Source organism: Bacillus sp. FSL H8-0545 (assembly GCF_038006105.1).
Lineage (GTDB): Bacteria > Bacillota > Bacilli > Bacillales > Bacillaceae_G > Bacillus_A > Bacillus_A cereus_U.
This window is the reverse complement of the sequence record NZ_JBBOUO010000005.1, coordinates 1-13,273: the sequence shown is the minus strand read 5'-3', so window position 1 is coordinate 13,273 and position 13,273 is coordinate 1. Positions and strand designations below refer to the sequence as shown.

Below are 13,273 nucleotides of genomic sequence, written 5' to 3'. Positions count from 1 at the left end.
CCCAACATAAAATGCCACCACTTTCCCTAGATTAATTGATACCATAAGTCTAGCAAAGCGACGAAATGGAGTCAATTAGAGTAACCCTATACTTATTTTGACGCTAACGCATCAAAATCAATAGGGGTCTGCGACGCTTTTCGGCTTTGCCGAGCCATGCTTAGCATAGCAAAAACAAATCTTGGGCTTTGCCCAAACCCACTGGGGAACTCTTCCCCAGCCCCCCTCCATCGAACTCCCCAACCCCTCAATCCTTGAGGGGCTCCCTCGCCGATTGGCAGGAACAAACGGTGGTTTGTTCAGTGCCAAGAGGGTTCGGGTGTAGTGCGGTCGGTCAAGTCAAATACTCCCTTTGCTTCGCTAGGTCCGTTTTGATTGACCAACACAAACAACTACCTCTAATCTAGTTTTACATACATCTCTGCTGAAACCTATTAAAGATATACAGATAAAAATCAGATTTTTTAAAAATTTGTTTCTGATTAAATATAGATAGTACTTTATGCAAAATTATAGTGTCAAAATATTCGCAATAAGAGAATGCATATAGATCGATATATAAGCATTTCCTTATTATAAATATGTTATTTTTTATATATTAATCTATTTTTGTGATAATTTAGAATAATGTACAAAATTAACCATAAAAGTGTTATATTTGAATTGTGGGGAAAGGGATTACATATTGGGGAGGAACAAGAAATGAAAAAAATGAATCGAATTTCTATTGCTTTGACGGCAGCTATTACTTTTGTAATTCCTGTTGGTTTTGCTTCAGCTGCATCGGTAGCAGGTGGAGAATTAATTTATAAAGGTGGTCAAAATGACACTTATGTATACTCTGATATTAGAGATGCTAAAAATAATAATAAATACTATAAAGTCTGGGCTGCTGTAAAAGTTGGGGGAAGCACTTATAATTCTGGTTGGCAAGACGATAAAGCTTATAAACAAGCAAAAAGATCGTTTTGGAGTGATGAATCTTCACATTATGATTATTACCAAAGATAGTCTTTAAAAATAAATTTCCTTTCCCCCTTTATTTTTAAATCAATATATTTTTTATTTGAATTATGTGTAGGAGGATTTATGAAAAAGTTACTAGTTGTATTTTTAATAGGACAATTATTACTCTTGTCTTATATTTTTAATAAATCTATTTATGAAATATACGAATTGAATAATGTAGGTGATTCTTCTCTTAATGAATACATTATTGAAGATTTTTCTGGTAACAAATTGAATGAACTGTATGAAGAAATAAATTCTATATATTTATCAAATAAAGATTTTCAATTACAAATTGTAAAAACACCTATCTCTAAAGATAATTATTTTATTTATGATATTTATCATAGTAAAGTAGATAACATTAATAAATATAAATCTATTTCACTTAACAAAAAATTCAATTATCATTTATTAACAAAAGAAGATTTTGTTGATAGTAATGGAATATTTTCTACTAATATAAAGTTAGATGATTTAAATAAATTATCCGAGAAAATTGGGATTACAATTAAACCTTATAGTGAAGATGTTTCTTATAGTAAAATTGTAAATTTAAGTAATCTGAATTTTGTTATCCTTTTAATTCTTACACAATTAGTTTTATTTATTTATACATTTACTAGAATAAAGGTAAATGCAATAAAAAAGATGTTAGGTTATTCAAATTTTAAAATGGTACAAGCTTCATTTAAAGATTTTATATTGATAGAAAGTATTTTGTTAATTATTACGTTATGTGTTCATTTTTTATATTATTTATTTATTGATAATGTTGTATTACGTTATTTTTATTTATTAGTAGCATATTTAATAGTTATTATTTTAATAAATATTGTTATGTTATTATTCACTCAATTTAGTTTGAAATTTATTGATATTAGTTTAATGATAAAAAATAAAATTTATTCGAATAAACTGAATTTTATTTTATATGGTGTTAAAATACTCTTAATATTTGCAATTACACTATCAATCTCTTCATTTATGTCTAGTTACATTGATTATAAAGATAAATTAAAGACATTAGATCAGTATAAACAACTAGAAGGCTACTTCACTTCAAATGGATTTAACTATGATGAAGATACAAAAGCACGTAAAAATCCTAATATAATAAAAGAGTATGGTGATTCAGTTAAAAAGATTTATGATCAATATGATAAAAAAGAACAATTATATGTAAATAATGCTTATATTTTAGAATTATTATCACCAGGATATTTAGAAATGAATGGATTAGAAAAAGAGGATGTATATAATTCTATAAAAGATAATCATATAGTTGTTAATGAAAGATATATAAAAGATTTTATGCATCTTAAAAATGAAAACGGAACAAAAATAACAAATTTACATGTAGAAAAACCGACTATTTTAGTACCGTCAAAATATAAATCACAAGAATTTAAAGTAAAAGAAATATATATTAAAAAATATAATGATTTGTTGAATTACAATAATCATTTTAAAATCTCTAATTCTGAATCAAAAGAAATTAATGATCTGAATATTATATATATTGGTAACAATCAAGAATATGAATTGTTAGGTCAAATTCATGAAGATGATTCATTTGTTAAACTTAAAGATACAATTTTAATAATTGATCAAGGGAATTTTGGTAGTTTATATTATTATGATTTATTAAATTCAGGTGATCTTTATTTTAAATTAGAACAAAGAGATGATTTTAGTCAAATACTTGCAAAATATCAATTAGATAAACTTGTTAATGTTGGTACACTTTTAACACCTTATATGGATGAATTACATTCTGTAGAATTTATAATGCACAATTCTTTTGTTTTTTCAATACTTTTCTTGTTCACATTAATATTTGTAATTTGTATTTCTAATTATGTAGATGTAATTTCAAATAACAGACGATATGCAATTCAATATATTTATGGGTATAGTTTTATTCCAGTGTTTAAAATTCATATAATTGTATACCTATTATTACTTGTTGTAATGTTTATTAATTTGTTTATTGATTTTAATATTATTTTCTACATTACTGTACTAGGAATAGATTTTATTGTTTTATTGTATCTATATCAAAAGATTATCAAAAACGACATTCATAAAATTGTTAAAGGTGGATAAAAATGCCGATTATAGAACTTTCAAATGTTTCTAAAACATATGAAAAAGAAGGAATTATTAATAATCTAAACTTAACTGTTAAAAAAGGTGAAATGATTGCAATTATTGGTGAAAGTGGAAAAGGTAAAACTACATTACTAAATATAATAGGCTTAATTACTAAAAAGGATGACGGAGATTTGCTGTTATTTGATAAAAAAAATCCTTCTATTCATTCTAAAACAGCTATGATGTTAAGAAGAAAAAAAATAGGTTATTTATTTCAAAATTATGGGTTAGTTGATGATGAAACTGTAAAATGGAATTTAAATTTAGTTTTAGAATACAAAAAATTAAATCGAAAACAAAAGAATGAGAAGATTGATACTCTTCTTCAAGAATTTGGTTTATCACATTTGAAAGAAAAAATGGTTTACCAATTAAGTGGTGGGGAACAACAAAGAATTGCGATTATAAGACTTATTTTACAAGATAGTGATTTGATACTTGCTGATGAACCAACTGCTAGTTTAGACACTGTAAATGAAAGGATAATATTAGAATATTTAAAACAACTAAATAAAAAAGGTAAAACAATAGTTGTTGTCACACATAATCAATCAATATTATCTTATTTTTCACGTGTTATCAATTTAAATGAATTATAATAAGTAACAATAAAAAAGTTACTCTTTATATGAAAATATATAAGAGCAGCTTTTTTATTGTATTTAATTTTAGATTTATTAACCAAATAGACGACTCCAAAGTGATTTCTTCTGTTCTTCAGTTGCTATATATTGTTTTCCTTCTTTAAAAAAAGGTAACACCTTCTTTTTTAAATTTAAAGATAAGTTTTCAATTATCTTTTGAAATTAGCCAGAGTAAAACACAGTAGTAATCAATAAAGAAACCATTAATCTAATGGATGTAAACTAATGGTTCACATATTTAAATCCCCACTAAATCCCCCTTTACATTCAATTAACACAATATTATCAGAAACTAAAAAAAGAATCCCATAAACATAGGACTCTCTTTTACTTTCATCCGATGTAAACTTTTAGATATTAGTTTACATTCAAATCCTCTGAAATATTGACTTTTCACCAAATTACCTGATATCCTCAAAATACATAACAAAAGTATACATTCAAAACACTACAAATAAAGAAGTAATTATAGCTAAACATAAATAGCTAATTCACTTAATCTATGATTATCAACAATTAAATAAGGGTGGGTTATTTTTTAGGTAACCCACCCTTATTTAAAAACTAAAGAATCTGCGTTAGTTCTGAATTCAAAACTCGTTGTGCAGTAATAATAACATTACCAGGTGCTATTCCGTAGACACTGTATAAACCACCATTTTGATTAGGAACAATTTCAACTTCATATTGAAGTGCTTGTCCCAAAGTAGAGTGAACTAAACTTAGATTTATAAATTGAGAAGCATTAGCAGCCACATTAAAGTTTATCTGTTCGATTAATGTTCTTGTACCGTCAAGTCTAAAAGATCTAACTACCCCAGTAAGTGGACCTGCAGTACGATTGAGAATTTTAACCCTAGCTCTAGTTGCATTAGTAGGTTGATTTCCTACATTTTCAATTGGACCAGTAGAGAAAGGCATATTAAATTCACCTCCTACTAAATTAAAAGATTAATAACCTATAGATTATAGTTTCATAGTATTCAATATTTTATTAAAATGATCTAAATCAATTAACCAATTCGTTTGAAAAATAAAAATAGAGTTTACATAACACCACTAATCGGTATTCAATGTATCTAGAAAAAAAACCTTCAGTTTACTTGGCTAAAAGGGTTTCGTATTTACATAATTTCCGTTAGTGGTAATAAACAAGAAGGATCATCCTTTATGAAAAGGGATGATCCTTCTCTTTATTTATCCAACCATGTCATAGGGACATTTTTCTCCTCTAATATTTCGAATTTAATTTCTCCATTTTCATAATATATCCGATTTATAATTGATATAGTTTCCATTTCATTTTCTTTTGCACTATTATAGTGATTTTTTGTTTCTATATGAATGATATTCATCAGACATACCTCCTTTTTATCCCAATATAAAACAAAGAACACATTTTTCTCACAGTTGTATATGTATTCTCATATTGCTTGTTCAGATGACTGTTTAGATGTTCAGGTGTTAAACTAGTTGTATATTATCTAAACAGCCATCTGAACAGAAAAACAAGGAAACCCTTGTCAGCTAAAGAATTGTTTAATTGTTTGAATAGTGTTTAGTTCAGATGTTTAGAAGGATGGTGACCTAAACAATGCAACAAAAAGACTGGTTATCAGCTGAAGAAGTAGCCAAAGAAATAAAAGTATCAGCTATGACTATAAAACGAAACTGTCAAACCTATGGTAGTTTTTTAAAATTCCAACAAGGCGAAAAAAACAAGTATTTAATCCATCGAGAATGTATACCTGTTTTTCAATTTATAGCTAAAATGAGAAATAAAAGAAACCTTCAAACAAAACAAATTATTGAGCTCCTCAGTAAAGAAAGATTCCCTGAATATATAGACATTGAACCTATCCAAACAACTGAACAACAAACTGAACAAACCCAAGTAGGACAAGGAGTTGTAGCTATTCAAGAGTTGGATAGAATTGTTACTGAAAGAGTATCTGAACAACTAAAAAAACATGAGAAAAGTTTAAAGGAATGGTTAACTGAACAGCAAAAACAACAACAAGAATTCCAAAGAATAGTGCTTCAAAAAATAGATGAACGTGACCAAAACCTAATGTCTATGATCCGTGAAACCCAGGAGACAAAAAAATTGATTGCAGCCACTCAACAAAAAAAGTGGTGGCAATTTTGGAAATAGAAAAAGCCTTGCTTATATGAACTGTACCCTATAAAATGGACAGTTTAATAAAAAAGCCCTGAAAAATCAAGCACTTAAAAGGTGATTCCGATATTCGATCGGAGCCATCTTTTTTAATGTCCACTGATAACGATTATAATTATACTCCTCCATATAATCCTTTATGTTGAGCTCAAGGGATTCAAAGGTTTGACAATCTTTATAATCTAATTCATCTTTCATATGACCAAAAAAGGATTCCATTGGTGCATTGTCTAAACAATTGCCCCTACGGGACATAGATTGTCTGATCCCCATTTCTCTTACACGTTTCTGAAATTCAGGGTGTGTATAATGAATACCTTGGTCTGAATGTAGAAGCGCTTCAGGATGAATGACTTCTCCTAATCTCTCTTTCAAGTTATCTAATGTTTGATAGACGATATCCATTCGTAAAGAGGAAGAGACATGATAGGCTAAAATCTCTCGTGTTGCGCTGTCTTTTACACATGATAAATAAGCCTTCTTTCCTTTTCCATAAAATAAATAGGTAATATCCGTTAACATACTTTTTTCAGGCTCTTCTTGATTGAATTGGCGTTTTAAAAGGTTCGGACATGTTTTATGTTCTTGTGTCGCTTTTGCGATGTGTTTATAAGGATTCGCTCGGCGAATCTTTGTCACAAGGTTATATTTACGCATAATACGGTAAATACGCTTGAGATTCATACAAATTCCTTTTGTCTTTTCCAACACCATTTTGATAGAACGACCACCACATGTTTTCCCTTTTCGATTAAAAATTTCTTGGATCCATTCATAATCTGTTTCATCATTGCGTTCTTTTTCCAGCTGTTTATCTGTCTGATGAAGCCACGCATAGTATCCACTCCGACTTACCCCAGTCAGTGTGCAAAGGTAACGCACCATACGTGGGAATTGGAATCGACGTATGGTTTGTTCAATCAGTGTGTATGTTTCTCGTGGTGTTAACGCTTCTTCTGTAACGCCTGCCTTTCGAGTTCGTCTAACTTTTTTAGGAATGTCAATTCCGCTTCTAAAAACGCAATACGTGCTTCCGCTTTCTTTAATTTTTCATCAGAAGAGAGGGGTTTTTCCGAAGGGCGTCCCGTGCTTCCTTTCCCACGGCGTTCTGTATAAAAGCCTTCCTCACCAAATTGTTCAAAGGTTCTTCGCCAACGTTTCAAGCATTGTTTTGGTTTCTTCTCACCGATCACAGCTAAGTCAAACCCATTCTCTAAAAAGATTTGGCTAGGACCTTTTCCTTGTTGATTTTCTTTTACCGCTCTTACTTTGAAATCTGAACAATAGCTAATCGAACGGTCCGACGCTTTTAATACATTTTTATTTTTTTCTAGCTGTTTCATTTGAATTTCGTTAAAAATAATTTTACTCATTCTCCGTACCTCATTTCTATCGTTGGTTCCATTATAACGAGGTTTTTTGATAAAAATACACAAAAACCCCGAATCATGGGGCTTTTTTTAAGTGTCCATGATTCGGGGTACAGTTCAATATGCAGGGCTTTTTTATACAAAATTCTATACAGATTTTTGTACTAATACAGAACATTAATAAGCCAAAAAAACCTTAGTATCTCTACCATGTATAAAATCATGCATATCATGATAAACAAATAAAAAGCAAAATCCTTGATATAAAAAGGATTTTGCTTTTTATTTACTACCGATAATTGTGCATTATGTCAACCTCACATGTATATGGTATACAACATTACTTTATATTGAATAAATATAGACAAATATACAAGAGAAACATGTTCATTTTACATTACATATAACAGATATGATAGTAAAGGAGTTTGATTGTTTATGTCATCAAAAAATAGGAAATACTTCAATCCTTGTAATATTCCTTGTGCCTTTCCTGTTCCTATTCCAGAACCTTCAGGACCAAGTTCCACATGTTCATGTAACGAGTTATTATCTGATATAAAACTCGAAGATTTTGTCATCGTTAATACGACTTGTGGAACAGAATCCGGCATATTGAAATCAGTGTCTTCAGGAGTGATTCAGATTAAAGAAACGACTAATAATTCTGGTACTCTAAACACCATAAATATTTGTTGCAAAACAATCTGTTCAATTAGAAAAGTTTTAATTAGCAAAATCGCCTTTGTATCCAATCGGGACGCAAACCCTGAGATCTATGTAATGAATCCTGATGGGTCCAACCAGACACGCCTTACCAATAATCCAGCTGGTGACTTTGAGCCTTCCTGGTCTCCGGACGGACAAAAGATTACCTTTACATCCAACCGAGATGGAAACCCTGAAATCTATGTGATGAATGCCGATGGATCTAGCCAGACACGCCTTACCAATAATCCAGCTAATGACAGTGAGCCTTCCTGGTCTCCGGACGGACAAAAAATTGCCTTTGTATCCGATCGGGATGGAAACCCTGAAATCTATGTGATGAACGCCGATGGATCCAACCAGACACGCCTTACCAATAATCCAGCTAATGACAGTGAGCCTTCCTGGTCTCCGGACGGACAAAAAATTGCCTTTGTATCCGATCGGGATGGAAACCCTGAAATCTATGTGATGAACGCCGATGGATCCAACCAGACACGCCTTACCAATAATCCAGCTGATGACAGGGATCCTTCCTGGTCTCCAGACGGACAAAAAATTGCCTTTACATCCTTCCGGGACGGAAATCCTGAAATCTATGTGATGAATACCGATGGATCCAACCAGACACGCATCACCAATAGTCCGGGTAATAACATTGATCCTTCTTGGTCTCCAGACGGACAAAAAATTGCCTTTACATCCACCCGAGACGGAAACGGTGAGATCTACGTGATGAATACCGATGGGTCAAACCAGACCAACATTACCAATAATCCGGCTAGTGACAATGAGCCTTCCTGGTCTCCTTTCATACGTCCATAAATAACACATTAGATAAAATGTCTTTACTCAATCCCTTGAATAATGAAAATTCACTATTTTAAGATCACCGTCTTGTTTACAATCAAGACGGTCTTTTTTTATGTTTATAAAGTTTTCTGAAGGGAATTTTTGTAGATTTCTAGATACATTGAATTCCAATAATAGGACGTTATGTTAACTAGACGTGTATGAGATATACAATCAAACAAAGTTATTTTCCATTTTCATTCTTATTTTGAAATAGATGCACAATCAAAAGTCCACCAACAAATAAGATTGAAAATCCTACGACTATATATAATCCGTTTTTTGGTATTCCTAATATAATTGCAAGATAACTAAAAGAAAAAGCCCATAATGCTAAAATTATGATTTCTAACATCTTCTTTTTCGTTAAAAGTTAAGCACCCCAAATCCCCTTAAAAAAGTTGTATTCGGAATATTGTAACAAAATCAAAAAAAGACCCTACAAGAGGGTCTTTCATCAGCTAATATTAAGCTTTTTGAACATTAGTAGCTTGTGGGCCACGTTGTCCTTGTTCTACTTCAAACGTTACACTTTGTCCTTCGTCTAAAGATTTGAAACCGTCGATTTGGATAGCTGAGAAATGTACGAATACGTCTTCTCCACCTTCACGCTCGATGAATCCAAAACCTTTGTCTGCATTAAACCATTTTACTTTACCTTGTTCCATAATTGTTGCCTCCTAGTGTGGATACCCACACATATGTTACTACCCTTGCCCAAATACCTTAGACGAAAAACAAAATTTATTCTTAATCTCAAACCGAACAAAAATAGGTCTTTCTTAAATTAACATACTTTCTAAAAAACAGCAAATTTCAAAAATAATTCCTTATGGTAATTAGCCACTAATAGTGGTTGCTGGAGAAAAAGTCACTATGATAGTCATCACAGCAAGAAGTTACCAAAAGATCTTAACAATATCATTGGTTTGATTTTTTTCAGACATTCAACAACTGATAAAATTAGATATTTTCGAGTTAAATTTCACTTCTAATAACGATAATTATGTAAATAAGCTGCCCATATGGACAGCTTATTTTTTGCTTAGCATGGGGTTTTTCCGAAATACTGGCGGTACCCCATATAATTCTATTTTTGCTTTAAAGTTCGAAATGCAATTGCACCCGAAATAATTTGTAGAATTACTGGAATTATTAAAGTGAATACTGACATAAATAATGTTACTAATGGAAGTATTATCATACAAACCCCATAGACTATATTGTTAACCTTATTTACCAAACATGCTAAAACTAACAGTCCTATTTCAATAATTAATACAATAGAAATATAAGTTAAAAGGGCATTGTCAGTGTAACCTTCCATACCATATATAGCTAAAGACATTACAATCACAGAACCTATAACCCCAAAAATACCACCAATTAAACCAAGTACAAATTCAGCTGTTCTTTTCAATTCTTAATACCATCCTAACTATTACTATATTATGTTTTTGATATCCAGTTATTTATATTAACAAATAATAATTAGAAATACTATGAATAAACACCAAAAATTTCTTCTTTATCTTTGATCTAAAAATTGCGTTTTGGCTAGAGTGCTGGCTCGTCGTGTGGGGGCGAAACCCCACGTATTAAACGTATCAACATATTAAATAAGAACAATTTTTGAACGTTTGATCTAAGCGATTCGGCTCGTATACTTGCTTATCCAAGTCGATAACCATTATCTTGTGTTTTGTCTGTCGGCTTGGCGAAAAAAGCATATCGAGCCGAAAAAAGTTTTGCAAGGACACAATAAAAAAGAAAAAGCATTAGCTTTTAGGTGAGGATTAACGAACCGACTTTTTTTATTGTGAGGGTGGAGATTTTTGAGTGTTTTTCTCAAAAATACGACCCGTTCCTTGCGGAACTTTTAGCTATATATATAAGAGTGAGAAGAGCAAAGTGAAGAAAGTCAGTAATATCAAGGGTTTATAAGACATGAGGTGTTAATTTTTTTTAACACCTGTGTTAATTTTTTTTAACACCTAAAAAATGTAAAAACACACATAAAAAAAGATGTCAATATAAAATCGACATCTAAAATAAATAAATTGGTAGTTTATGTTTTTTCTTATTACCTTCAATTTTGATATTGCGTAGCGCTTTTGAAAAAATTTGTTGAGTTGCTCTATCAATATCATCTTTAGGTGAATTACATAATATATTGGGGTTAACAAACCAAGTTCTTGCTGAACAAGTCCTTCCATCTTCAGTTATTACACCTGTTTCTGCAACTCCTAAAACCCCTTTTTCAAGCAATTCATTCATTATTTTTGAAATAGAAGTCCTTGTTTTCCCTAATTTCTTAGCTAAATAACTAGGAGATGCCGTATTCGGTTTTATATCATCTTCTTCATTTTTTTCAACAATGACATTTGATTTAAATTCTAGAAATCTTGAAATATCAAATAAAAATGCCTTTTCTGGTTGAGCTAAATAGCCAATTTCACATAAATAATCAATATTCTCTGTAATCATTTGGACAAATCTCACCCGATCTGTAGGTTTTTTCTTCTTCCCTATAAAATACTCTTCTCCACCAGACATTTTACTTAATACTTGTAGCATAATGACTCTTTCTTCTTCAGAAAGTCCACCACTACCTTCAAGCTTTTCATAAATGCTATTAATTTTACTATCTCTTTCTTTTGCCTTTTTGTCAGCTTGTCCAAAATCAATAATTTTTTTTGTCATATCTAAGTTAATTCCTCCTTAATTGAGGGAATCAACAAAAACACCTATTTTTTGCTATTTGATTATAAATCAAATTATGATAATCTATAATCAGATAATTGAATTCTAGGTATTTTCGTAGAATACCCTATGAAAAGAGTCATGTTCCCGCATGGCTCTTTTTTTCATTCTATCACGTTTTCAATAACCTGGTTTACCGTTCCATATCAAATCCCCTAGGTTTATTAATTTCTTTCTTATGTTCATTCTCAAAATAATTATTAATTCCCTTTCTATCCAAATTTTCTTTAATAAGCCCCCTAAACGCCTTAAATTTCTCTTTAAAGACTTTTTTTGTCTGTTGATATAAAACCCTTATGTTTGCCTGTAAATCCTTTATATGAACCTTTAACGAGCTTATTTCTCTATTTAATACACCAACTTCTTTTTGTAACTGACTTTTTTCTTGTTTCAACGTTCGATTCTCTTTCATCCATCCCTCTGCATGTACTTTTAAACTCTCATTCTCTTTCACAAAATCTGTTTTTTTCAAACGCTCATAATCCTTTTTGATAGTAACCGCTGCATTCACTTGTTTTGTAAATTCTTGATATTGTTCCCGTGATAAAACATAATTTCTTGTCTGTTTCTTCGTGATTTCAGCTTTCCCAATCATTTTATCCTGTACTTGTGTTATTACTTCTTTATGCAAAAACGGAATTACAATAGGTTCATTTGGCACTTGATCCGTAGCACTATCTAATTCTTTTTGCATTTGTTCTACTCTTTTTTCTAACTCTATATGACACTGGCCAATTAGCTGTAGCTTTTCACTTTCACTCTCTACTTGTTGTTTCACTACCTCTAATTCTTTGTACTTATCAACGACATCGCTTTCCAAACTCTTTTTCACTACTTGTAATTCATTTGTTTTCTCTTCAACATTTTTTAAGTTATGGTCAATCGTTTGTAACTGCATCTCTTTTTCTTGTACTTGATTCTCAACAATTGATTTTGTTTCTGCATATTCCTTGTATTGACGGACTTTCATGTATTTATGTGAACCTACATTGGCACGTTCAAAATTTGGAATGTGTTCTTTCGCTAATTTCTCAATATAGGCCGTTTCTAATTCTCTCCAATGTGCAATTAACTTTCTTCCCGTTCCCTCTACACCTTGTTGCTGCAAAGCTCTATCCATTCCGACACGCCTCGTTAATCCTCGACTACTTTCGAAATTCGGTACATAGTTAATATGTAAATGTGGATTGGCTTCATCATCATGTAAAACCATGTTATAAACTACTAGATTTGGATTTCGCTCTTGAAACGCCTCAGCATAGCGCTTCAGTGCTTCTTTTTTCGCCTCTCTATACATTGGATCGTCTTTACCTTCCCCAATCGCTACAACGAGTTCTCGTTGCTCATGCGTCTTATCGTCTTTATGTATTTTGTCATAGTAATCATCAATTTTACGGTCATTCCGTTTTTGTTTCTCGTTATACTTGTCCAACGCTTTTTGAAAGATATCCTTGTATACACTTCGGATGTCCTTTTGAACAAAGTAAATATTCTCCTCTGACCTGGATAGATCTATACCAGGATTTCCATGAATGTTTTCTCTGTTATTGTGGCTCAATGAGCTTTGGTGAGATTGATTAAATGAGATAGAC

Annotated in this window: 13 protein-coding genes; 5 read left to right on the top strand and 8 right to left on the bottom strand. The window is 31.2% G+C overall.

Annotated elements, in window-relative coordinates:
• The first annotated feature begins 702 nt into the window (after positions 1 to 702).
• From MHI07_RS29160 to MHI07_RS29150, 3 genes are all read left to right on the top strand, one after another.
• Entirely contained in the window at positions 703 to 1,011 is a 309-nt protein-coding gene (locus MHI07_RS29160) for a hypothetical protein (protein ID WP_340827309.1), read from the top strand.
• Between the two features lie 78 nt (positions 1,012 to 1,089).
• Positions 1,090 to 3,117: a hypothetical protein gene (locus tag MHI07_RS29155; protein WP_340827308.1), complete on the top strand. Its 2,028-nt coding sequence runs from the start codon at positions 1,090 to 1,092 to the stop codon at positions 3,115 to 3,117.
• Positions 3,118 to 3,119: 2 nt separating this feature from the next.
• Complete coding sequence (locus MHI07_RS29150; RefSeq protein ID WP_340827307.1) at positions 3,120 to 3,764, top strand: putative bacteriocin export ABC transporter; 645 nt, start codon at positions 3,120 to 3,122, stop codon at positions 3,762 to 3,764.
• Positions 3,765 to 4,373: 609 nt separating this feature from the next.
• On the opposite strand, the gene MHI07_RS29145 is transcribed toward MHI07_RS29150, so the two are convergent.
• Complete coding sequence (locus MHI07_RS29145) at positions 4,374 to 4,730, bottom strand: ATPase (protein ID WP_340827306.1); 357 nt, start codon at positions 4,728 to 4,730, stop codon at positions 4,374 to 4,376.
• Between the two features lie 272 nt (positions 4,731 to 5,002).
• Positions 5,003 to 5,164 carry a hypothetical protein gene (locus MHI07_RS29140; protein WP_340827305.1) on the bottom strand — a complete coding sequence of 54 codons (162 nt, stop codon included), beginning with the start codon at positions 5,162 to 5,164 and terminating at the stop codon, positions 5,003 to 5,005.
• Positions 5,165 to 5,403: 239 nt separating this feature from the next.
• Here MHI07_RS29140 and MHI07_RS29135 point away from each other — a divergent pair, with 239 nt between their 5' ends.
• Positions 5,404 to 5,964 carry a DUF3967 domain-containing protein gene (locus MHI07_RS29135; RefSeq protein WP_340827304.1) on the top strand — a complete coding sequence of 187 codons (561 nt, stop codon included), beginning with the start codon at positions 5,404 to 5,406 and terminating at the stop codon, positions 5,962 to 5,964.
• Between the two features lie 66 nt (positions 5,965 to 6,030).
• Here the strand turns inward: MHI07_RS29135 and MHI07_RS29130 are convergent.
• Positions 6,031 to 7,361, bottom strand: a protein-coding gene (locus MHI07_RS29130) for an IS3 family transposase (RefSeq protein WP_340822743.1) whose coding sequence is annotated in 2 segments (ribosomal slippage) — positions 6,031 to 6,974 and positions 6,974 to 7,361 — 1,332 coding nt in all. Because the reading frame shifts where the segments join, the coding sequence is not laid out codon by codon here.
• A 435-nt stretch (positions 7,362 to 7,796) separates the two neighbouring features.
• Here MHI07_RS29130 and MHI07_RS29125 point away from each other — a divergent pair.
• The gene (locus tag MHI07_RS29125; protein ID WP_340827302.1) at positions 7,797 to 8,891 is read left to right on the top strand and encodes a DUF5050 domain-containing protein; all 1,095 of its coding nucleotides are present in this window, start codon (positions 7,797 to 7,799) and stop codon (positions 8,889 to 8,891) included.
• 211 nt (positions 8,892 to 9,102) lie between these two features.
• On the opposite strand, the gene MHI07_RS29120 is transcribed toward MHI07_RS29125, so the two are convergent.
• The 5 genes from MHI07_RS29120 to MHI07_RS29100 form a co-directional block, all read right to left on the bottom strand.
• Positions 9,103 to 9,273 (bottom strand): hypothetical protein, encoded by a 171-nt coding sequence (locus MHI07_RS29120; RefSeq protein WP_340827301.1) that lies wholly within the window; start codon positions 9,271 to 9,273, stop codon positions 9,103 to 9,105.
• 112 nt (positions 9,274 to 9,385) lie between these two features.
• On the bottom strand, positions 9,386 to 9,586 hold the full coding sequence (locus MHI07_RS29115) for a cold-shock protein (protein WP_012261563.1): 201 nt from the start codon (positions 9,584 to 9,586) through the stop codon (positions 9,386 to 9,388).
• A 422-nt stretch (positions 9,587 to 10,008) separates the two neighbouring features.
• A complete protein-coding gene (locus MHI07_RS29110; RefSeq protein ID WP_098080061.1) occupies positions 10,009 to 10,338 on the bottom strand; it encodes a DUF4064 domain-containing protein in 330 nt (109 codons plus the stop codon).
• Positions 10,339 to 10,964: 626 nt separating this feature from the next.
• Complete coding sequence (locus MHI07_RS29105; RefSeq protein ID WP_340827299.1) at positions 10,965 to 11,621, bottom strand: MarR family transcriptional regulator; 657 nt, start codon at positions 11,619 to 11,621, stop codon at positions 10,965 to 10,967.
• Between the two features lie 193 nt (positions 11,622 to 11,814).
• Positions 11,815 to 13,273: plasmid recombination protein (locus tag MHI07_RS29100; protein WP_340827298.1), on the bottom strand; the 1,459-nt coding region annotated here is incomplete at its 5' end.